Origin of the sequence: Kocuria aegyptia, assembly GCF_039530085.1 — a bacterium.
In the GTDB taxonomy this organism is placed as follows: domain Bacteria; phylum Actinomycetota; class Actinomycetes; order Actinomycetales; family Micrococcaceae; genus Kocuria; species Kocuria aegyptia.
In genome coordinates this window covers 17260-37967 of sequence record NZ_BAAAOA010000014.1, presented here as the reverse complement: position 1 = coordinate 37967, position 20708 = coordinate 17260, and the positions used below count along the sequence as shown (strand labels likewise).

19 protein-coding genes are annotated in these 20708 nt (G+C 72.5%); 12 read left to right on the top strand and 7 right to left on the bottom strand.

Annotated elements, in window-relative coordinates:
* Positions 1-104: 104 nt before the first annotated feature.
* From ABD220_RS05635 to ABD220_RS05625, 3 genes are all read left to right on the top strand, one after another.
* Positions 105-1070, top strand: coding sequence for an ABC transporter ATP-binding protein (locus ABD220_RS05635; RefSeq protein WP_344120591.1), 966 nt, complete (start codon positions 105-107; stop codon positions 1068-1070).
* A complete protein-coding gene (locus tag ABD220_RS05630) occupies positions 1067-2083 on the top strand; it encodes an ABC transporter permease subunit (protein WP_344120589.1) in 1017 nt (338 codons plus the stop codon). Before ABD220_RS05635 ends, ABD220_RS05630 begins: the two co-directional genes overlap by 4 nt.
* Before the next feature lie 114 nt (positions 2084-2197).
* Positions 2198-3319, top strand: a complete 1122-nt coding sequence (locus ABD220_RS05625) for a hypothetical protein (RefSeq protein WP_344120587.1) — start codon at positions 2198-2200, stop codon at positions 3317-3319.
* Here the strand turns inward: ABD220_RS05625 and ABD220_RS05620 are convergent.
* Genes ABD220_RS05620 through ABD220_RS05605 form a run of 4 tightly spaced genes read right to left on the bottom strand, consistent with a single transcriptional unit; the run spans position 3300 to position 9764 of the window.
* Entirely contained in the window at positions 3300-5843 is a 2544-nt protein-coding gene (locus ABD220_RS05620) for an AMP-binding protein (protein ID WP_344120585.1), read from the bottom strand. The genes ABD220_RS05625 and ABD220_RS05620 overlap by 20 nt on opposite strands.
* 23 nt (positions 5844-5866) lie before the next feature.
* Entirely contained in the window at positions 5867-7051 is a 1185-nt protein-coding gene (locus ABD220_RS05615) for an ABC transporter ATP-binding protein (RefSeq protein ID WP_344120582.1), read from the bottom strand.
* Positions 7048-8739 (bottom strand): ABC transporter permease, encoded by a 1692-nt coding sequence (locus tag ABD220_RS05610; RefSeq protein WP_344120580.1) that lies wholly within the window; start codon positions 8737-8739, stop codon positions 7048-7050. Before ABD220_RS05610 ends, ABD220_RS05615 begins: the two co-directional genes overlap by 4 nt.
* Entirely contained in the window at positions 8736-9764 is a 1029-nt protein-coding gene (locus tag ABD220_RS05605; RefSeq protein ID WP_344120577.1) for an extracellular solute-binding protein, read from the bottom strand. Before ABD220_RS05605 ends, ABD220_RS05610 begins: the two co-directional genes overlap by 4 nt.
* A gap of 241 nt (positions 9765-10005) precedes the next feature.
* Here ABD220_RS05605 and ABD220_RS05600 point away from each other — a divergent pair, with 241 nt between their 5' ends.
* The 5 genes from ABD220_RS05600 (at position 10006) to rplI (ending at position 12456) form a co-directional block, all read left to right on the top strand.
* Positions 10006-10419, top strand: a complete 414-nt coding sequence (locus ABD220_RS05600; protein WP_344120575.1) for a TM2 domain-containing protein — start codon at positions 10006-10008, stop codon at positions 10417-10419.
* Positions 10420-10619: 200 nt separating this feature from the next.
* Positions 10620-10925, top strand: a complete 306-nt coding sequence (gene rpsF / locus ABD220_RS05595; protein ID WP_035924389.1) for a 30S ribosomal protein S6 — start codon at positions 10620-10622, stop codon at positions 10923-10925.
* 111 nt (positions 10926-11036) lie between these two features.
* On the top strand, positions 11037-11672 hold the full coding sequence (locus ABD220_RS05590; RefSeq protein WP_344120572.1) for a single-stranded DNA-binding protein: 636 nt from the start codon (positions 11037-11039) through the stop codon (positions 11670-11672).
* A 78-nt stretch (positions 11673-11750) separates the two neighbouring features.
* Positions 11751-11987, top strand: coding sequence for a 30S ribosomal protein S18 (gene rpsR / locus ABD220_RS05585; protein ID WP_017835048.1), 237 nt, complete (start codon positions 11751-11753; stop codon positions 11985-11987).
* 19 nt (positions 11988-12006) lie between these two features.
* Complete coding sequence (gene rplI / locus ABD220_RS05580; RefSeq protein ID WP_058873269.1) at positions 12007-12456, top strand: 50S ribosomal protein L9; 450 nt, start codon at positions 12007-12009, stop codon at positions 12454-12456.
* Between the two features lie 104 nt (positions 12457-12560).
* On the opposite strand, the gene ABD220_RS05575 is transcribed toward rplI, so the two are convergent.
* Positions 12561-13178 carry a class I SAM-dependent methyltransferase gene (locus ABD220_RS05575; protein ID WP_344120560.1) on the bottom strand — a complete coding sequence of 206 codons (618 nt, stop codon included), beginning with the start codon at positions 13176-13178 and terminating at the stop codon, positions 12561-12563.
* A gap of 98 nt (positions 13179-13276) precedes the next feature.
* On the opposite strand from ABD220_RS05575, the gene ABD220_RS05570 reads away from it, so the two are divergent.
* Together ABD220_RS05570 and ABD220_RS05565 are read left to right on the top strand one after the other, a co-directional pair.
* Complete coding sequence (locus ABD220_RS05570) at positions 13277-13585, top strand: hypothetical protein (protein ID WP_344120558.1); 309 nt, start codon at positions 13277-13279, stop codon at positions 13583-13585.
* 450 nt (positions 13586-14035) lie between these two features.
* The gene (locus ABD220_RS05565; RefSeq protein WP_344120556.1) at positions 14036-15145 is read left to right on the top strand and encodes a patatin-like phospholipase family protein; all 1110 of its coding nucleotides are present in this window, start codon (positions 14036-14038) and stop codon (positions 15143-15145) included.
* Here the strand turns inward: ABD220_RS05565 and ABD220_RS05560 are convergent.
* Complete coding sequence (locus tag ABD220_RS05560) at positions 15142-16116, bottom strand: ABC transporter substrate-binding protein (protein WP_344120554.1); 975 nt, start codon at positions 16114-16116, stop codon at positions 15142-15144. The two genes, ABD220_RS05565 and ABD220_RS05560, sit on opposite strands and share 4 nt — an antisense overlap.
* Positions 16117-16282: 166 nt before the next feature.
* On the bottom strand, positions 16283-17713 hold the full coding sequence (locus tag ABD220_RS05555) for an amidase family protein (protein WP_344120552.1): 1431 nt from the start codon (positions 17711-17713) through the stop codon (positions 16283-16285).
* Positions 17714-17863: 150 nt separating this feature from the next.
* Here ABD220_RS05555 and dnaB point away from each other — a divergent pair, with 150 nt between their 5' ends.
* Complete coding sequence (dnaB, locus tag ABD220_RS05550; protein ID WP_344120829.1) at positions 17864-19222, top strand: replicative DNA helicase; 1359 nt, start codon at positions 17864-17866, stop codon at positions 19220-19222.
* 311 nt (positions 19223-19533) lie between these two features.
* Positions 19534-20679, top strand: coding sequence for an MBL fold metallo-hydrolase (locus ABD220_RS05545; protein ID WP_344120550.1), 1146 nt, complete (start codon positions 19534-19536; stop codon positions 20677-20679).
* Positions 20680-20708 lie beyond the last annotated feature (29 nt).

The window sequence follows — 20708 nt, the reverse complement described above, 5'->3', positions numbered from 1 at the left end:
GGCGCCACGCACGCGCGGGCTCATCCTGACGGTGGTGCCGTCCCGCACCGGCTCTCCCGTAGGTTGGGGCGGGAAAGAACGACGAGTGCTCGGGAGGAGCGCCGGTGATCGAGATCGAGAACCTGACGAAGACCTACGGCGGCAAGACGGCGGTGGACGACGTCAGCTTCACCGTCCGCCCCGGCAGGGTCACCGGGTTCCTGGGGCCCAACGGGGCCGGCAAGTCGACCACGATGCGCCTCGTCGTCGGGCTGGAGTCCGCGACCCGGGGCCACACCCGCGTCAACGGCAGGCCCTACGCCCAGCACCGGGCCCCGCTGGCGGAGGTCGGGGTGCTGCTGGACGCGAAGGCCGTCCACCCCCGGCGCACCGCGCGCGCGCACCTCGCCGCGCTCGCCGCGACCCACGGCATCGCGACGTCCCGCGTCCAGGAGGTCGTGGACCTCACCGGGCTCGGGGCCGCCGCGGACAAGCGGGTGGGCGGGTTCTCCCTCGGCATGGGCCAGCGCCTCGGCATCGCCGCGGCGCTGATCGGCGACCCGCACACCGTGATCCTGGACGAGCCCGTCAACGGACTGGACCCGGAGGGCGTGGTGTGGGTGCGCCACCTCGCCAAGTACCTCGCTGCGGAGGGCCGCACGGTCTTCCTGTCCTCCCACCTCATGTCGGAGATGGCCCAGACCGCCGACCACCTCGTGGTGATCGGCCGGGGCCGGATCCTCGCCGACGCGCCCATCCAGCAGATCCTCGCGGGGGGCCGCACGCGCACCCGGCTGCGCACCACCGACCGGGAGGCCCTGCGCCGTGCCCTGCAGGGCACGGACGCCGGCATCACGGAGTTCGACGACGACGGGCTGCTCGTCACGGGGCCGGAGCCGCGGCGCATCGCCGAGGCCGCGCTGTCCCACGGGGTGCTGGTCCACGAGCTCACCCCCCTCACGGACTCCCTGGAGGACGTGTACATGGCCATGACCCAGAACGAGGTCGAGTACCGCTCCGGCGGCGCTCCCGCACCGACCGACCCGGCGCCCTGGGCGGGCGCCGCCGCACGAACCGGAGACCGAGCATGAGCACCAGCACCTCGACCGCCCCCCGCCCGCAGCCCGGGACCGCGGACGGCACCGGCCCGTCCGGCCCCGCGGCCCGGGTGGGGCTGGGCTCCGTCCGGGTCCTGCGCTCGGAGTGGATCAAGTTCCGCTCCCTGCGCTCGCACTGGATCCTGCTCGGCGTCGCCCTGGTGCTCTCCCTCGGGTTCGCGGCGCTGGGCGCCTGGAGCACCACGTCACTGCAGAGCTTCAACGAGCAGGCCGCGCAGGAGCAGGTCGACGAGTCGCTGGACGGGCGGTCCCCGGAGGAGCTCGGGCTCACCGAGGAGGAGGTCCAGCAGCAGCAGGACGCGCTCGTCGCCGAGTCGGACCAGCAGATCGCCGCGCAGTCCGACATGGCTCTGCCGGACGGGATGGGCTTCAGCGAGTACCTGGCCATGACCAGCGCCAACAGCGGTCTGCAGCTCGTCATGCTGCTGCTGGGGGCACTGGCCGTGCTGTTCATCGGCTCCGAGTACTCCACCGGTGCCATCCGCACCACCATGACGGCGGTGCCGCGGCGCACCCCGGTGATGCTCGCCAAGACCGTGGTGCTCTCCGTGGTCGCGTTCCTCTTCGGGGCGCTCAGCGCGCTCCTGTGCCACCTCCTCGTCCAGCCGATCCTGGCGGGCGGGGACCTCGGCTATGACGTGTGGCAGGAGGCCGTCCTGCTCAACGTCCTGGCGGTGGGCGTCTTCTACATGATCACCGCGTGGCTGGGCTTCGGCCTGGGCGCCCTGCTGAAGTCCACCACCTGGGGCATCGTGGTGCTCGTGGTGCTGGTGATGGTCCTGGAGATCGTCCTGTTCGCGCTGTCCTTCGAGTGGCTCGAGGACGTCAAGCCGTACTCCCCGGGAGCGGCCGGCACCCAGCTGACCACGGTGTACCAGACCGCCGACCCGGTGCTCACCCACGTGGAGTCCGGCCTCGTCTACGGGGCCTGGGGCCTGGTGCTCGTGGCGGCCGGGGTCCTGGCCACCCGGAGACGCGCGCTCTAGCGGGCCTCCCGCCCCCGCCGCGGCGCCGGCCCTACGATGTGAGCTGGCGGGCCGGGACGCGGCCCGCACGGTCCGGCGCGAGCGCCGGGCGGGCCCAGGGGGACGGGAGCTGCGGTGTCGGTGTCACGGGAGCGGGAGGCCGGCGAGGCGCTCTCCGCGGTCGACGCCCGGGGCCTGCGGCGGACGCTGCTGCACTGGCTGACGGTCGTCGTGGTGCTCGTGAGCGTGTTCAGCTCCGTGGTCAACTGGGTCTTCGTCGACCGGGAGCCGCAGGACCCGGTGGTCACGTGGCTCAGCGGGCTCGAGAACGGGCGCTCGCGGCAGCTGCTGTCCCGCACCGAGGCGGTCGTGGCCGACCCCACCCTGAGCATCTTCGCCAACCGTGTGTACCGCAATGCGGCGGGGCGGATCAGCGGCCACGAGATCCTGGGCGTGGACCGCAGCGGGAGCCGCGCCGAGATCCGGGCGCGCGTGTGGTGGGACGGGCCGGACGGCGCCCGGGACCGGGAGGAGACCCACGTCTACTCCGTGCACCAGGTGCGGCGCAGCGGCCCGTTCAACGACCAGTGGCAGCTCGACTCCCCGGACGCGGCACCCCTGTCGATCCACCTGCCCGCCCCCCTCGACGAGCTCTCGGTCAACGGGGAGACCGTCCGCCCGGACCCGGACGAGCGGGTGCCCGACCCCCGGGGCCCCGGTGGCACGTGGCGCTTCGAGGCCCTGCCCGGGGACTACGCGATCGGTCTGCCGGGCAACTCCTACTACGCGGCGGACCCGCCGCTGGAACCGCACACCGTGGCGTTCCGGGAGCCGGGGCCGGCCACGGTGGCCCTGCGGATCGAGCCCTCGCCGAGGATGTGGCAGGAGGTCGAGGAGCGGATCGAGGAGTGGCTGGAGGGCTGCACCGCGTCGGAGGAGCTGTCCCCCGAGGGCTGCCCCTCGTCCCGGCGCCGATCGGCGCCGCTGGAGCCCTCAGCGACCTCCGCAACGGCGACCGGGGCACCGGACCCGGAGATCACCGACGTCCGGTGGCGGCTGGTCTCCCGGCCCGCCCTCGTCCTGGTCCCCGACCCGGAGGACCCGCTGCGCTGGACGGCGGATCCGCACCGGCCCGCGGAGGCGCGGCTGAGCTACGAGGAGGACGGGGAGACCGTCACGGAGCGGATCGAGTTCCCCGTCCGGGCCACCGTGCGCTCCACGGGGCAGAGCGCGGAGATCAGCGTGGGCCTGGAGTAGCCGCGAGGGGCGTCTCCTCGGCGGGCGCCCCCGTGCGCGCGGCCGCGCGCCGGAGACCGCCGAGCACGCGGTCGGCCAGGACCCAGTAGGCCACCCCCGCGGCGAGGGAGGCGACCACGGCCAGGACGGGCGAGACCGGCACCAGGGCGGGGTAGACGAGCCAGTGGGTGAGGTAGATGTACAGGGACGCCGCGGCCAGCCACCCCGTGACGCGCCGCAGGCCGGCCGGGACGGGCAGCGCGGTCACCCACAGCAGCAGGAGGACACCGATGATCACGGTGACCTCCCGGAGGGTGCTGTCGAAGTACCCCGGCACCGTCAGGAGGGTCAGCAGGGTGACGAGGGACCGTTCCAGGACCGTCCGCGCCCGGGCGGCGGCCCAGCCGAGCGCGAAGAGCCAGAACACCGGGGCGGGCTTCGGCAGCCCCGGGTCCACGATGTCGTACCGGCTGACCAGCCCGACCGCGAGCAGCGCGAGCGGGAAGGCCAGCGGGAGGCGCCGTTCGGCGCGGTCCGCCCACGGCAGCGCCATGAGCGCCGTGACGGCCAGGAGGACGTAGACGAGCATCTCCACGAACCAGAAGTGCCACTGGCTCGTCAGGTGCTGCGGCCCCACGATGCCGTTGAGCAGGAGGACGTTGGCCCAGGTGTAGTCGTCGGTGAGCAGGTGGGCCACGGCGATGAACGCCGCGGAGGGCACCACGATCCGGCCGAGGCTGCGCAGCTGGCGGCGCAGCCTCGGCAGCCGCTCGCCGTGGAGCTGGAACCGGGCGAAGTTGTACCCGGCCACGGCGAAGAGCACGTGGGCGGTCTGGAGCGTGAACAGCTCCACGTGCGTCATCACGATCAGCACGATGGCCACGGCCCGCAGCACGATGCCGGTCTCCAGGAACGAGACGAGCCGCCGCGGCCGGCGGGCGGACCGCGCCGCCAGGTCGCGGACGGGGGTGAGGTGCCAGTCCGTGGGGAGGTGCCCGAGGGCCTGCTCGAGACGGACGGAGGCCGCCACGTAGGACAGCGAGTCCCCGTCGAGGGAGACGAACGTGTCGTCGTCGCCGACGTCGGGGCGGTCGAGCACCTCGGCGAGGATCCGCCGCACGTCCTCGGGACCCTCCGCCCGGGGCCCCGGCGGTGCCGCGGCGGGGCGGCCGGCGCCGAGGGCGGCGACGGCCGGGTAGTCCACCTTGCCCGTGCCCAGACGGGGCAGCTGCCCGACCGCGTGCATCTCGACGGCCGGGCGCGGCAGCCCGATGCTCTCGGCCACGAGCTTGGCGAGCAGGGACGTGTCCTGCTCGCCCTCGACGGCCACGACCAGCCGCTCGTCGGAGCCGGCGGCGGCCGCGGTCACGCCGAGCTCGGCGAGGATCCGCTCGACCTGGCCCAGGTCCACGCGCAGGCCCACGATCTTGACGAACCGGCTGCGGCGGCCGACGACCTCGTGGAGCCCGTCCGGGTGGAGCCGGGCGAGGTCCCCGGTGCGCAGCTCCTCGACGGTCCGGCCCGCGGCGAGATCCTCGGGGCGCTCCGCGTAGCCGAGCATGACGTTGGGGCCCGTGTACACCAGCTCCCCGTCCGGCAGCCCGTCCACGGGGTCGATCCGGAACGCCCCGCCCGGGATGGGCACCCCGATCGTCCCGGCGCGCTCCTCCGCCAGCTCCGGCGGCAGGTAGGCCATGCGGGACGTGGCCTCCGTGGCCCCGTACATCACGAACAGGTCCCAGCCGCGGCGCCGGCCGGTCCGGGCCCAGTGGCGGACCTTCTCGGGGGCGAGCCGCCCGCCGGCCTGGGTCACGTACCGCAGGTGCGGGAGGTCCATCTCCTCGAACCCCACCCGCTCGAGCAGGTCGAACGTGTAGGGCACGGCCGCGAAGGACGTGGCCCGCCGCTGCCGGAGCAGCTCCCAGAAGCAAGGGTCGACCACCGAGAGGTCCGTCAGCACCAGCCCGGCGCCCCGGAGGAGGTGGCTGTTGAGCACCGACAGCCCGTAGCAGTAGCTCATCGGCAGCGTGGTCGCGGCGCGGTCGTCGGGACCGATGGCCAGGTACTCGGCGATCGCCTCGGCGTTGGACGCCAGGTTCTCGTGGGAGAGCCGCACGAGCTTCGGGGAACCGGTCGAGCCGGACGTGCTCAGCAGCAGGGCGAGGTCCGGGTGCAGCTCGTGCCGGGTCCCGGGACGCCGCTCCTCCAGGACGGGCGTCCCGTCCCCGCCGCTGCGCAGCAGCACGTCGGGGTCGTAGGCGGCCACCAGCGAGTCGAGGGCGGCGGGCTTGTCCGCCGGGACCAGCAGCAGCGGGTGGCCGGCCGTGAGGGCGGCGAGATAGGCCACGAGGGAGTCGATGTCGTTGGCCGCGGCGAGCACGGCCAGCCGGCGTTCGGTCCCCAGGCGCGCGGCCACGTCGTCGACGCGTTCCGCGAGCTCCCGGTAGCTCAGGGCGCGCTCGCCCGTGAGGACGGCGGGGCGGTCCCCGTGGCGGGCGAGATCGGTGGCGAAGGCGACCCGGGCGAGGTCAGGTGGGGTGGTCACCTGCCCCAGGTTAGAGAAGAACGTTAGCGAAGGAAAGTCTTGCCTAATTCGTCGGACATGCGGGATCGCCGGTTCGACGTGCCGTCGGGGGACCGCGGTGGCGGGGTGGTGACGGCCCGGTCCTCGACGAGCAGCGTGGGGGTGGTCCCGGGCGTGACGCTCACCGCGACGGGGGTGCCCACCGGGTGGCGCACGTGGTGCGGCTGCCAGGAGCGCAGCGTGCGGCCGGAGGCCAGCCGGACGTGGTGCAGCACGAACGCACCGTGGTACTCGACCGCGCTGACCCGCGCCGGGGAGCCGGGGTCCGGCTCCAGCGCCACCTCGTGGGGCCGCAGCACGACGTCGACGTCGACGTCGCTGTCCGCCCACCCCGGCACGGTGGAGACGATGCCGATCTCGCAGGTCAGCAGGGCGCGGTGGACGCGTGCGGGCAGGAAGTCCGCGTCCCCCATGAAGGAGGCCACGAAGCGGGTGGCGGGCTGCTCGAAGACCCGCTCCGGGGTGTCGGACTGCTCGATCACCCCGTCGTGCATGACCACCACGCGGTGGCCGACCGAGAGGGCCTCGGTCTGGTCGTGGGTGACCAGCACGGCGGTGGTGCCCGTCTCGCGCAGCGTGGCCACGGTGTCCCGGCGCACCTGCGCGCGCAGCGACTCGTCCAGGCTGGAGAACGGCTCGTCGAGGAGCACGACGGCGGGGCGGGGGGCCAGCGCCCGCGCCAGGGCCACGCGCTGCTGCTCGCCGCCGGAGAGCTCGTGGGGGTAGCGGTGCGCGAGGTGCCCCAGCCGCACGAGCTCGAGGACCTCGCCCACGCGGGCCCGCCGACCGGCGCGCGGGAGCCGGTCCAGGCCGAAGGCCACGTTCTTCGCGACCGTCAGGTGCGGGAAAAGGGCGTGGTCCTGGAAGACCAGGCCCACCCGCCGCCGCTCGGGCTCCTGGAACCGGCGCCGGTCCGCCACCACGTCCCCGGCGATGCGGATCGAGCCCTCGTCCGGGCGCTCGAGGCCCGCCACGAGGCGCAGCGTGGTGGACTTGCCGCAGCCGGAGGGGCCGATGAGCGTCACCAGCTCGCCCGGCGGGACCGTCAGCTCCAGCCCGCTCACGCCGACGGAGGACCCGTAGTGCCGGCTCAGCCCCTCCAGGACCAGGGCGGGCACGGTCCCGCCGCGGCCGGAGGCGGTCTGCGCGCTCGTGGTCTGCACGGTCATCGGGGCACCTCTCCGTGGTGGTCCGCCCGGTGGGCCTGACGGACGAGGACGAACACGGGCACGACCGCCGCCGCCACGATCACGAGCGCGGGCAGGGCCGCCTTCTCCCAGAAGTTCTCGCGCGCCAGCTCGTAGACCCACACGGAGGCCGTGGTGAAGCCGAACGGGCGCAGGAGCAGCACGATGGGCAGCTCCTTGACGGCGTCGATCACCACGAGGACGAGGGCCGTGGCGACCCCCGGGCGGGCGATGGGCAGGTGCACCCGGGTGAGGACCCGCAGCGGGGACGCCCCGAGGCTCTGCGCGGAGAAGGTCACGGTGGGGGAGATCTTGGCCAGGCTCGCGTCCACGGCCTGGTAGGCCGGGGCGAGGAAGCGGATCACGTAGGCGTAGAGGATGCCGAGCACCGAGCCCGTCACCAGCAGTCCCGTGCCCCCGGGCACGCCTGCCCGCTTCAGTGCGGTGTCCAGCCCCGCGAAGGCGATGAGGACGCCGATGCCCACGACGGCGCCGGGCACGGCGTAGCCGAAGGTCGTGAGCTGCGCCGCGGAGGACACCACCCGGCCGCCGCCCATCCGCACCCCGTGGGCGACGACGAGCGAGAGCGCCACGCAGGCCACGGCGGTGATCCCGGCGACCACGAGGCTGTTGCCGAGGTACTGCGCGAAGCGCGGGTCCGAGAGGGAGCCGGGGTCGCCCAGGGCCTGGCCGACGGCCCACACGAGCAGCTGCAGCACGGGCACGACGAACCCGGCGGAGAGCGCGGCCAGGGCCAGCAGCGTGGCGCCCCAGCCACGCCAGCCGGTGAGCCGCCGCGGCTGCAGGCCCTGGCCGCGGCCGCCCCGCTGGTGGAACCTGGCCCGGCCCCGGAGCAGCCGCTCACCGCTCAGCACGGCCACCGCGAACAGCAGCACGAGCACGGCCAGCTGGGTCGCGGAGTGGAAGTCGAAGGTGCCCTTCCACACCAGGTAGACGCCCACGGACACCGTCTGCACGTTGAAGTACTGCACCGTGGCGAAGTCGGTGAGCGTCTCCATCATCACGAGCGCCAGTCCCGCCGCGAGGGAGGGCCGGGCCAGGGGGACCAGGACCCGCCGGAGCGCGCGTCCCCGGCCGGCGCCCAGGGTCCGCGCGGCGTCGTAGGTCCCGGTCGTCTGCTCGACCAGCGCGGAGCGCGCCAGCAGGTACACGTAGGGGTAGAGCGTCAGGGACATCACGAGCACCGCGGCCGGCAACGAGCGGACCTCGGGCACCCACACGTCCGGCCCCAGGACGGCGCGCAGGGCCCCCTGCACCGGCCCGGCCACGTCGAAGACGGACAGGAACACGAAGCCGAGGATGTAGGCCGGCATGGCCAGCGGCAGCACCAGCAGCCAGACCAGCACGTCCCGCAGGGGGAAGCGGAAGGCGGTCACCAGCCACGCGAGCCCGCCGCCCACCACGAGGGTGCCCGCGCCCACGCCCAGCATCAGCATCAGCGTGGTGAGCACCATCCGGCCCACGCCGCGCGGCGGGGTGGTGGTGCCCAGGCTGCCCAGCCCGTCGACGACCACCGCCAGGACCGGGGTGGCCACCACCACGGCGACGAGGACGACGAGCAGCGACCACGCCGGGCGCCCGGACCCGGGCGCCCGGCGCGGCCGGCGGGCCGGTGTCCTCGTGTCCGCGAGGACGGCGGGTTCGGTCACTGGTAGCCGGCTTCGGCCAGCAGGTCGACGGCCTCCGCGTTGAGGTCGCCGTAGGCCTCGGCGTTCAGGGGCATCCGCTCGAACTCGCCGAACGCCGCGATCGTGGGCTCGGGCTCCACCGAGGGGTTGACCGGGAACTCGTGGTTGGCGTCCACGAACGCGTTCTGGCCGTCGGTCGCGAGCCACTCGACGAGCCGCTGGGCGTCCTCGGCGTTGTCGGAGCCCTCGACCACGCCGGCCCCCGAGATGTTCACGTGCGTGCCGGCGCCGTCCTGGCTGGCCCAGAAGAGGTCGACGTTCAGGTCGGGGTTCTCCTCGAGGGTGCGTGCCAGGTAGTAGTGGTTGTTGATCCCCACGTCGCACGTGCCGGCGTCGATCGCCTCGAGCAGCAGGATGTCGTTGCTCATGATCTGCACGTCGTTGTCGACCCAGCCCTCGACGATCTCGAGCGCCCGCTCCCGGCCGTGCAGGTCGATCAGGCTCGCCACGAGGGACTGGGTGTAGGCCGAGGTGGCGTCCCGCATGCACAGCCGGCCCTGCCACTTCGGGTCGGCCAGCCCCGCGTACGTCTCCGCGGTGTCGAACTCCGCGGTGTCGACGTTGTCCGGGTTGTAGGTCACGGTGCGCGCGCGCATCGCCAGGCCGTACCACCGGCCCTGGGGGTCGCGCAGGTCCTCGGGGACCGCCTCCTCGAGGGCCGCGGAGTCCAGCGCGGCCAGCTCGTCCTGCCGGGCGGCGTTCCAGAGGTTGCCCGCGTCCACGGTCATGAACACGTCCGCGGGGCTGTCGTCCCCCTCGGCCTTGAGCCGCTCGAGGAGCTCGGCGTCGTCGCCGGTGATGAACTCGACGCTGATGCCGGTCTCGTCGGTGAACTCGCCGAACGCGCCCTCGAGGTCGTAGTGCCGTGCCGAGTAGATCTGCAGGTCGGCCGGCTGCTCGCCCAGGCCGAGCGTGCCGCAGCCCGTGACCACCGCCGTCAGTGCGGTCAGGATGCCGGTGGTGGCGTACAGGGAACGACGACGCATCGGTGCCTCTTCCGGAGGGCGCGGTGATCGGGTGACCGCGCGGCGAGCATTTGACAAGAAAAGCGTATCCTAATGGCAATGGCCCCCGTGTCGGCCCAGTGGCTCCTCGGCGCCGCCGCCGGCCGGGCGCCCCGCGGGCCTCCGCGCCCCGGAATAGCGCTCGCCGGGGGGCCGTTGCACCGGTCGGGTCGTCCCCCGTGGGCGGCCGCCCGAGACCCCTCCGCCCCGAAAGGACCCCCCCGTGGCTCCCGAGCCCGAGTACTACCGCCCCGTCCCGCTGAACAACGACCCCGGCCGTGCCGGGTACTCCCGGGCGCCCTTCGGGCAGTCGTACGGGCAGCCGTCCGGCGGGCGCGGCGCTGCGCATCCCGGACCGCCCGTGGTCAACGTCGTGGGCGGGAAGTCCGTGGTCCTCGCCTACGTCCTGTGGCTCTTCCTGGGCTGGCTGGGCATCCACAAGTTCTATCTCCGCCAGCCGATCTGGGGCCTGATCTACCTGTTCCTCGGCGGCCTGGGCTGGACCCTGGCGGGGGTCGGCGTCGGGATCCTGTTCCTGATCCCGTGGATGCTGCTGATGTTCCTGGACGTCTTCACCATGCCGTTCCGCACGGCCCTCGTGAACGCCTCGATCGCCCGCAGCGCCTACCGGTACTGAGCGCCCCGGTCCACCGGCCCCCGTTCCGCGCGGGCCCCGTTCCGCGCGGGCCCCGTTCCGCGCGGGCCCGCGGGTGTAGTAGTGTTGTGAGGTCTGTGTGCCCGCCGCCCGACGTGCGGCGCCGGCGCGCGGACGACGCTACAGAACCTCCTGCTGCGGAAGGACCGCAGCCGCTCAGCCCGAAGGAGGTGGGTTCGAACATGCGTGAGTACGAACTGATGGTGATCATCAACCCCGAGGTCGAGGATCGTGCCGTGGAGCCGACTCTCAAGAAGTTCCTCGAGGTCGTCACCAAGGACAACGGGACCGTCGACAACGTCGACATCTGGGGCCGTCGTCGCCTCGCCTACGAGATCCAGAAGAAGACCGAGGGGATCTACGCGGTCGTGCGCTTCACCGCGACGCCGCAGACCACCCAGGAGCTGGACCGCGTCCTGAACCTCAACGAGGCCATCATGCGCACCAAGATCATCCGCCCGGAAGAGCAGAAGATCTCCGCCGAGTAAGGACCTCACAACTGATCACCGAGGGCGCCTCCACCGGGCCCCCGGTGAGATGCTTCAGAGATCCCAGCACGTCCCGCACGACCGCGAACATCCTCGACCCGGGAGGTCCACATGGCTGGTGACACCGTCATCACCGTAATCGGCAACCTGACCGCTGACCCCGAGCTGCGCTTCACCCCGTCGGGTGCGGCCGTGGCCAACTTCACCGTTGCGTCCACGCCCCGCACCTTCGACCGCCAGTCCAACGAGTGGAAGGACGGGGAGACCCTGTTCCTGCGCTGCTCCGTGTGGCGCGAGGCGGCCGAGAACGTGGCGGAGTCCCTGCAGAAGGGCATGCGCGTCATCGTCCAGGGTCGGCTCAAGTCGCGGTCCTACGAGACCAAGGAAGGCGAGCGGCGCACCGTCACCGAGCTCGACGTTGACGAGGTCGGTCCCTCGCTGCGCTACGCGTCCGCGAAGGTCAACCGCAACGCCCGTTCCGGCGGGCAGGGCGGTGGCTTCGGCCAGCAGGGCGGCGGCCAGCAGGGCGGCGGCTTCGGCGCCGGCGCCCCGGCCGGCGGCGGATTCGGGGGCGACTCCGGGTTCGGCGGCGGTGGCCAGCAGGGCGGTGGCTTCGGCCAGGGCGGCCGCTCCGGCGGCGGGCGCCAGTCCGCTCCGCAGGCCGCACCCCAGAGCGACCCCTGGAGCCAGTCCTCCGGCGGGAACTACGACTGGGGCAGCGGCCAGGACGACGAACCGCCGTTCTAGACCTTCCGTACCATTCCCATCCACCCCATCCCGCGGTGACCAGCCGCGGGCTCCACTCGAAGAACAAGGAGCACCACGATGGCCAAGGCTGAACTCCGTAAGCCCAAACCAAAGCAGAACCCGCTCAAGGCTGCCAAAGTCACTGAGATCGACTACAAGGACGTTGCGCTGCTGCGCAAGTTCATCTCCGATCGCGGCAAGATCCGCGCCCGCCGCGTCACCGGTGTGACCGTGCAGGAGCAGCGCAAGATCGCCCTGGCGATCAAGAACGCCCGCGAGGTCGCGCTGCTGCCCTACTCCGGCGCCGGCCGCTGATCAGAGAGGACAGACACTCATGGCAAAGATCATCCTGACGACCGAGGTCACGGGTCTCGGCGCTGCCGGTGACGTGGTCGAGGTCAAGAACGGGTACGCCCGCAACTACCTCTTCCCGCGCGGCTTCGCGACCCCCTGGTCGCGCGGCGGCGAGAAGCAGATCGAGAGCATCAAGGCCGCCCGCGCCGCGCGCGAGGTCGCCTCGCTCGAGGACGCCCAGGTCCTGGCCCAGAAGCTGACCTCCGCCACCGTGACCATCCCGGTCAAGGCCGGCTCCGAGGGGCGCCTCTTCGGCACCGTCAAGGCCGAGGACGTCGCCAAGGCCGTCGAGGCCGCCGGCCTCGGCGCCGTGGACAAGCGCAAGGTCGAGCTCAACCAGCACATCAAGACCACCGGTGTGTACCAGGCCTCCGTGCGCCTGCACGAGGACGTCAACGCGAACGTCGAGTTCGAGGTCGTCCCCGCCTGACCGGTTCCCCCGGTCCGATCGGCACGGAGAAGGCCCCCGCGGTGCGCCGCGGGGGCCTTCTCCGTCTTCGCGGGGGCTCGGCGGTGACCGGCCGGCAGCAGCCGTCAGTGGGGTTGGACGGCCTCGAGGACGACGTCGAGCGCGGTGTCGGTGGTGCGCACCTGCTCGGCGCGGACCAGGTCCAGTCCCTTGCCCTCGAGCACGGCGACGGTCTCCTGCAGGGTGGGCCGGGGCACGGTGGGGGGCGGGCCCTCGACGCTGCCGGGGGCGTGCGTGATCCACAGCAGCCGCCCGCCCGGGACGAGCCACTCGGCGGCGCGGCGCAGCAGGGACAGGTCGTGCTGGAAGTACACGGCCACGATCAGGTCGAACAGCGGGGGCACGGCGTCGGGCCCGGAGCTCTGCTCCTGCTCCGGGGTCCAGGTCCGCAGGTCGGCGACCAGGGCGCGGCCCGGCAGACCGCGCTCCGCCAGAGCGCCGGTGATGGTCCGCGCGGCGCTGGGGGAGAAGTCCACGGCGGTGGGGTCGTAGCCGGACGCCGCCAGGGCCAGGGTGTGGCGGCCGGTGCCCGCGCCGAGGTCGAGGGCGGTCGGCGGGCCGCCCGCGCGCTCCCCGGCCGCACGGTCCAGGACGGCGGCGACCTCGGGGTGCGGCTGGGCGCCGTCCGGGGAGGACGCCCCGGAGGCGTACCGGTCCTCCCACATGCGCTGGTTGTCGTCCACGGGGATCTCCTGGGTGGCTCGGGTGCGTCGGTCGGGCGTGCAGGCACTCGTGGGGCGGTGCGTCGGAGCTGCCGAGCTCCCCGGGGGACAATGGGCCCATGCAGTCCCTGATCTCCCGCGTCTCGCCGTCCGCCCTCTACTGGTTCGGCGTGGGGTGCCTCCTCTTCACCGTACTGGCTTTTGTCGTGGCGTTCCTGGGCGGGAACTCCGCGGGAGCCGAGACCGCCATGGCGTTCTTCGTGATCGGTTTCGTCGCGGCGGCAGTGGGGGCGACCGTGACGGCGGTGGTGGCCCTCGCGGGCGCCATCGGGTTCCCGTCCGACCGGGTCCGGTTCCTGGTGCTGCTCGGCCTGTCGGTGCTCTGCCACCCGTTGCTGTGGCTGGCGCTGCTCGCGTCGGTCCTCTGACGCCCGTCCGGCCCGGCGGACCGTCTCCGGGGGCCCGCCCCGCGGTGGCCCGGGCCGGACGGTGACGGCCGCCGTCCTGTGCCGGCCCCCGCCGCGCTCGGGGCGTAGAGGGCTCCGGACCTGGGCCGGGACACGAGCCGGGAAACTCGTCGCTGTGGACGGCGCCGGTGTTGTCCAGGACCGCCCTGCACAGGCTGTGCACCGGTGTTTCCCCTGGTCAAAGCGCTCTTCGTGGCGTCCTGTGCGTAACTTTCCACAGGGTTCTCCCCATCCTGTGCACAGCCGCCCACGGCGTTTTCCACCGGTTGTCCACAGGGTGGAAAACTCTGTCGGCTGGTAGGCTTTCCGGTCCTCCGCAAGCCGGTCGGGGAGCCGCCGTCCGTGGGCGGCGGGCTAGGCTCGAGGCACCGGCCGGTCCAGTGGCCGGTGCCTGCGGGAGAGGAGCGGTGGATGTCCCCACGCACGCGCGTGGCCCTGGCGCTGGGCAGCGGCGGCGCCCGCGGCTACGCCCACATCGGCGTGATCCAGGTGCTCGAGGAGCGCGGCTACGACATCGTGACCGTCGCGGGGAGCTCGATGGGGGCGCTCGTGGGCGGGCTCCACGCCGCCGGGCAGCTGGAGGCGTACGCGCAGTGGGTCCGGGGCCTGAGCCAGCGGGACGTGCTGCGGCTGCTGGACCCGTCCCCCTCGTCGCCCGGGGTGATCCGTGCGGAGAAGATCATGGCGCAGGTGCGCGAGCTGCTCGACGGCCGGCTCATCGAGGACCTGCCCATCCCGTTCACGGCGGTGGCCACGGACCTGCTCGCGCGCAAGGAGGTCTGGTTCCAGGAGGGCCCGGTGGACGTGGCCGTCCGCGCGTCGATCGCCCTGCCCAGCATCATCACCCCCGTCATGCTCAACGGCCGGCTGCTCGCGGACGGGGGGATCATGAACCCCGTGCCCATCGCCGCGACCGTCGCCACCCGCGCGGACGTGACGGTGGCGGTCTCCCTCTCCGCGGGCCAGCAGTCCGGGGAGGGCAGGGTCCCCGCCCACGAGACGGCTGCCGTGCGTCCTGCCGAGGAGTGGGCGGAGCGGTTCCGGCGGGGGGCCTCCCACGTCCTGGACCGCGAGCTGGCGCGCAGCGTCCTGGAGCGCTTCGCGGAGGCACGCGGCCGTGGCGCCTCGGCCCGTCTCCTGCGCCCCGCCGGGGAGGTCCCGGCGGACGCCGCCGAGGCACTCGCCCAGGACGCCGCCCAGGACGCGCTTCTGGACGCCGCCGAGGGTGCCGTGGAGGGTGCTGTGGAGAAGCTCGTGCAGGAGAGGTTCGACGCCCTGCCGGCAGGGCTGCGCACGCTCGACGTCATGCAGCTCTCCCTCGAGGTGCTGCAGTCCATGGTGCTGCGCTACCGGCTGGCCGGCTATCCGCCCGACCTGCTCATCACCGTGCCGAAGAGCGCCGGACGGCTGCTGGACTTCCACCGCGCGGAGGAGCTCATCGAGCTCGGCCGGCGGATGGCCGAGGAGGCCATCGACCGCGCCGACGAGTTCCCGCCGGCGCGGCCGTCCCCGCGCTCCTAGCCCGCCTGGACGATCTCGTCCAGGTTCGCCTCGCTGTCGATCACGTCGTACTTGAGCATCAGCTCGGCGAGCGTCTCGAGCTCGTCGCGGTCCACCTCCGCGTCGAACTCCTCCAGTCGCAGGTCCGTGGCGACCTCCTCCGGCATGTTGAGGAAGCTCACGATGGTCTCCCGCACCCGGTCCGGGTTGTCCTGCGCGAACTGGAGCGCCTCCTCGATCGCGGCGTTGTAGCTCTCGAGGACCTCCGGGTTCTCCTCGGTGAACGCGGTGCTGCTGAAGGTGACCATGGTGTCGAGGCCCGGCACCGTGTCCTGGTAGTTGTAGCCGACCAGCGCGGTCTGCTCGCCGTTGATCAGCTGGGTCAGGAACGGCTCCGGGACCCAGGCGGCGTCGATCTCCCCGCGCTCCAGCTGGGCCGGCATGTCCTGGAAGGGCATCTCGACGAAGTTCACGGCGTCGGGGTCGCCGCCGTCCTGGCTCACGGCCTCCTTGATGGTCAGGTCCCCCTGGCCGTTGACCGTGTTCACCGCGACCCGCTTGCCGGCGAGATCGGCCCAGGACGCGATGCCGGCGTCCCGGTTGGCGGCGACTCCGGTGATGTCCTCGCCCTCGGGCATCGAGCTGCTGAAGCCGCTGAGGATCTTCATGTCGAGGCCCTGACCCTTCGCGAGGATGACCGAGAGCGGGTTGCCCACGCCGATGTCCATGGAGCCGCCCGAGACGGCCGGGAGCATGGCGGCGCCGCCCTGAGCGGTCTCGATCGTGACGTCCAGGCCGTGCTCCTCGAAGATGCCCTCGTCCAGGGCGAGCTGCACGGGCGCGGACGGCGCGATGGGGATGACGCCGATGGTGAGGGGCTGCAGCTCCTCACCGTCCCCGCCCCCGCCGGTGGTCCCCCCGCCGCCGCAGGCGGTGAGGGCGAACGTCAGGACGGTTCCGACGGCGACTGCTCCGGCGAACGGGTGCTTCATGGTGGTCCTCTTCCTCGGGTCGGTGCTTCCGGCGCCCGGCACCGGCGAATCCGCTGTGAGATGCATCACGCACATCGGTGCCCTCACCGTAGAGGCAGACCGTTGGATTCGTCAATGGTTGTGGCTGTGAATTGTTGCGCTGTCCCCCGAAAGGACCCGCGGCGGTTCACTGGTCGCGCAGCAGTGCCTCCACGGTGCGGGCCAGGTCCAGCAGCACGGCGTCCGCCCCCGGCCCCGCGGCGAGCTCCAGGCCCACCGGCAGGCCCTCCGCGGTGCGCCCGGCGGGGATGCTGATCCCGGGCGTGCCGATGATGCCGGCGAGGTCGCAGTGGCGGGTGAAGGTGCCGGAGGCGGGCACCTGCCGGCCGTTGAGCTCTACGGTCTCGTCGTGGGCGATCGGCCGGGCCGTCAACGGGCAGGTCGGCTGCACCAGGGCCGTCACCCCCTGGGCCTGCATCGCCCCGGTGTACAGCCGCAGGGCGAGCCGGCGCTCCTCCTGGGCTGCCCGGTACTCGTCGTCGGCGGCGCGGAACACCTGCGCCAGATCCCAGATCCGCCGCACGTCCGGGCTGCCGATCCCGTCCTGCACCTCCGCGAGGGAGGGTCCCGTGCCGCGCGCGTCCAGATAGTCCTGGAGGTCGGGCAGGAACTCGTGGAGGACGATCGTCATGCCGGCCGTGGCGGCCAGCTCGTGGGCCGGACGGACGTCGACGCCCACGAGCTCCGCGCCCGCCGCCTCGAGCGCTCGCAGGGCCGCGCCGAAGACCGTGTCCACTCCAGGCTCCAGGTCCTCGAGGAACAGCTCGGGCACGCCGAGCCGGACCCCGTGCAGCGGGCCGGGGCCCTCGTCGTCGAGCTCCAGGTGCCGCGCACTGGGCACGGCCCGCGGGTGCTCGCCCGCGAGCAGGGCGTCCAGCAGCACGACGTCGTCCACGGTCCGGGCCATGGGGCCGATCGTGTCCCGCGAGTGGGCGATCCGCAGGACGCCCGACGACGGGTAGCGGCCCAGCGTGGGCCGGAATCCCACGATCCCGCACAGGGCGGCAGGGATGCGGGCCGAGCCCCCGGTGTCCGCGGCGACGGCGGCCGGGACCAGGCCCACTGCCACGGCCACCGCCGAGCCCCCGCTGCTGCCACCGGGGCTCAGTGCCGGGTCCGCGGGGTGGTGCACCGGTCCGTACGAGCTGTTGCTGGAGGTGGTGCCGAAGGACAGCTCGTGCGGGTTGGTCTTCAGGGTGAACAGGGCGCCCGCCGCCCGCAGGCGCGAGACCCCGAGGGCGTCCTGCACCACCACGTCCTGCTCGAGCGCCCGCGTCCCGCCGGTGGTGGGGAACCCGGCGACGTCCACGACGTCCTTGACCGCCAGCGGGATCCCCGTCAGCGGGCCCCACGTCTCCCGGCGGTCCAGCGCGTGGGCGAGGGCCCGGGCCAGCTCCGGGTCCGCGCTGATCACCGCTCCCAGCCGCTGCGCCGTGGGCAGGCGCTCCAGCAGGGCGTCGAGGTGTTCCACGTGGCTGATCCGGCCCGCCGCCAGTTCCGCCCGGGTGGTCCGGACGTCCCACGAACAGGGGCCGCTGAGGTCTGTGGCGAGCGTCATGATCCATGGTGTCCACGGACGGGCCGGAGCGGCAAGCCGTGTCCGCGGTCGGTGCGAGAATAGAGGGGCTGCCCGGAAGGTCGGGCGGTGTCGTCGTGTGCGCACCGTGCTGTCCGCAGGGTGTGCGGGGAAGAGGTGGACCAGGTGTCGATGGTGTCGGAGCGCTCGTCCGGGAGCGACCGGGAGTTCGGCCGGACCCCGCCGCAGGACAACGTCGCGGAGCAGTCCGTGCTCGGCGGGATGATGCTGTCCAAGGACGCGATCGCGGACGTGGTGGAGGTCCTGCGCGGCGTCGACTTCTACAAGCCCGCTCACGAGTCCATCTACGAGGCCGTGATCTCCCTGTACGGGCGCGGCGAGCCGGCCGACGCCATCACGGTGGCGGACGAGCTCACGAAGCGCGGCGAGATCGAGCGCGTCGGCGGTCCCGCGTACCTGCACACCCTGATCTCCTCCGTGCCCACGGCGGCCAACGCGGGCTTCTACGCCGAGATCGTGCGCGAGCGCGGCGTGCTGCGCCGGCTCGTGGAGGCCGGCACCAAGATCGTCCAGCTCGGCTACAGCTCGGACGGCGAGGTCGACGACATCGTCAACGCCGCCCAGGCCGAGATCTACCAGGTGGCGGAGCGGCGCTCCTCCGAGGACTACACGGTGCTGAAGGAGGTCATCGAGTCCACGGTCGACGAGATCGAGGCCGCCGGCTCCCGCGGGGAGGGCATGCGCGGCGTGCCCACCGGCTTCATCGAGCTCGACGAGCTGACCCAGGGTTTCCAGGGCGGGCAGATGATCGTCATCGCGGCCCGCCCGGCCATGGGCAAGTCCACCCTGGCCCTCGACGTCGCGCGGTCCGCGGCGATCAAGCACAACCAGACCACGGTGATCTTCTCCCTCGAGATGAGCCGCAACGAGATCGCCATGCGCCTGCTCTCCGCCGAGGCCACGCTGAACATGCAGGACCTGCGCAAGGGGCGGCTGCAGGACGAGCAGTGGGCGAAGATCGCCACCACGATGGGCAAGATGGACTCCGCGCCGCTGTTCATCGACGACTCCCCGAACATGTCCCTCATGGAGATCCGGGCGAAGTGCCGCCGGCTCAAGCAGAAGCACGACCTCAAGCTCGTGGTGCTCGACTACCTCCAGCTCATGAGCTCCGGCAAGAAGGTCGAGTCCCGTCAGCAGGAGGTCTCGGAGTTCTCCCGTGCCCTGAAGCTGCTGGCCAAGGAGCTCGAGGTCCCGGTCATCGCGCTGTCGCAGCTGAACCGCGGCTCGGAGCAGCGTCAGGACAAGAAGCCGATGGTGTCCGACCTCCGTGAGTCGGGCTCGATCGAGCAGGACGCCGACATGGTGATCCTGCTGCACCGCGACGACGTCTACGACAAGGAGTCGCCGCGCGCCGGCGAAGCCGATGTGATCGTGGCGAAGCACCGCAACGGTCCCACCAAGACGATCGTGGTGGCCTTCCAGGGCCACTACTCCCGGTTCGCGAACATGGCGCACGAGGGGCTGTAGCGCTCGCAGGGCGCCGTGCAGGGCCATCGGCCAGGATGCCGAGCCGCAGGGCGAGGGGCAGCTTTTCCAGCCGGAACGTGGATGGCAGTTCCTCGTCCCGGGAGTTGTGCGGCACGCAGGTCGTGGGACCCGATCCGTTCCCGAGGGCGGGACGCTGAGGCGGCCGGGACGTCTTTTGCTCCTGACGGGGACGGATCGCCCGGCCGGCGCGCTCGTGGTGAACGGGGAGGGCCAATGCCCCACCGTCTGTCGAGCTGACGGTCTTCGCATTAGTGTGAAATGCGTCCCGTTGCAGCCTCCTCCAGGAGTCCATGATGTCATCCCAGCAACATCCCTTGTCGCGGCGCACGGTGCTCGGCGGTCTCGCCGCTGTCGGCGCTGTTCCGCTGCTGACGCCGGTCACTGCTGCCTCGGCGGCGGGGGCCAGGGCGCCGTTGCGCTCCGACGCACGCACCAAGGTCGTCCTCCTGGGCACCAGCGGCGGACCGGGCTGGGGCGCCACCGAGCCGCCGCGGATGGGCATCGCCAGCGCGCTGGTCGTCGGTGACCGCTACTACCTCATCGACACCGGTGAGGGCGTCGGGTTCCGGCTCATGGACGCCAAGCTCGGAAACTGGGAGTCCCGGGCCGCGCTGAGCGACCTGCGCGCGATCTTCCTCACTCATCTGCACTCGGACCACATCAGCGATCTGTCCAACATCCTCAGCCTGGGTGCCTACAACGGTCTGGTGGCCGCGGACCGTCCTGTCCCGGTCTGGGGACCTGGCAATCGCGGGGTCCTGCCGCCGAAGACCGGCACCCACCCGATGCCGCCCATCACCGCGCCTGAGAATCCCACCCCGGGCACCCAGGAGATGGTCGACCTGCTCGTGCGGGCCTTCGCCACGGACTTCAACGACCGCTCCATCGACGGGGGCATGCCGGCTCCGCAGGACATGTTCGCCGGCTACGACATCCCCTTGCCGGAGCGGCTCGTCGACGACCCGAACGGTGATCCGCATCCGCGGATGAAGCCGGTGGTCTTCTACGAGGACGACCGGGTGAAGGTCTCAGCGACTCTCGTCCAGCACGCTCCGGTCTTCCCGTCCTTCGCCTTCCGCTTCGACACCGAGGACGGCAGCGTCGTCTTCTCCGGTGACACCGGCCCCAGCCACAACCTTGTTCGGATGGCGCGAGGGGCGGACGTGCTGGTGCACGAAGTGATCGCCACGGAATGGGCGGCACAGCGCTACCCAGAGCCCCGCAGTGCCGAGGACGAGGCCGCCTATCGGCACCTCATCAAGTCCCACACGCCCGTCGAAGAGGTAGGTGCCATCGCGGAGAAGGCCGGTGTCCCGACGCTCGTGCTCAACCATTTCGTACCCGGCAGCTGGCCGCTCGAGAAGTGGCAGGCAGCGCAGCAGGGATACAGCGGCCGTCTCATCGTCGGGGCCGACCTGGACGAGATCGAGCTCTAGAGCAGGACCGCCGACGGGCAGTGCGCATG

Bases quoted from the DNA above. Each gene is read 5' to 3' on its own strand.
- ABD220_RS05560 (WP_344120554.1), bottom strand. From the start codon at position 16,116: ATGAAGCACCCGTTCGCCGGAGCAGTCGCCGTCGGAACCGTCCTGACG.
- rpsF (WP_035924389.1), top strand. From the start codon at position 10,620: ATGCGTGAGTACGAACTGATGGTGATCATCAACCCCGAGGTCGAGGAT.
- ABD220_RS05630 (WP_344120589.1), top strand. From the start codon at position 1,067: ATGAGCACCAGCACCTCGACCGCCCCCCGCCCGCAGCCCGGGACCGCG.
- ABD220_RS05545 (WP_344120550.1), top strand. From the start codon at position 19,534: ATGATGTCATCCCAGCAACATCCCTTGTCGCGGCGCACGGTGCTCGGC.
- ABD220_RS05555 (WP_344120552.1), bottom strand. From the start codon at position 17,713: ATGACGCTCGCCACAGACCTCAGCGGCCCCTGTTCGTGGGACGTCCGG.
- ABD220_RS05570 (WP_344120558.1), top strand. From the start codon at position 13,277: ATGCAGTCCCTGATCTCCCGCGTCTCGCCGTCCGCCCTCTACTGGTTC.
- dnaB (WP_344120829.1), top strand. From the start codon at position 17,864: ATGGTGTCGGAGCGCTCGTCCGGGAGCGACCGGGAGTTCGGCCGGACC.
- ABD220_RS05605 (WP_344120577.1), bottom strand. From the start codon at position 9,764: ATGCGTCGTCGTTCCCTGTACGCCACCACCGGCATCCTGACCGCACTG.
- ABD220_RS05615 (WP_344120582.1), bottom strand. From the start codon at position 7,051: ATGACCGTGCAGACCACGAGCGCGCAGACCGCCTCCGGCCGCGGCGGG.
- ABD220_RS05565 (WP_344120556.1), top strand. From the start codon at position 14,036: ATGTCCCCACGCACGCGCGTGGCCCTGGCGCTGGGCAGCGGCGGCGCC.
- ABD220_RS05590 (WP_344120572.1), top strand. From the start codon at position 11,037: ATGGCTGGTGACACCGTCATCACCGTAATCGGCAACCTGACCGCTGAC.
- rpsR (WP_017835048.1), top strand. From the start codon at position 11,751: ATGGCCAAGGCTGAACTCCGTAAGCCCAAACCAAAGCAGAACCCGCTC.
- rplI (WP_058873269.1), top strand. From the start codon at position 12,007: ATGGCAAAGATCATCCTGACGACCGAGGTCACGGGTCTCGGCGCTGCC.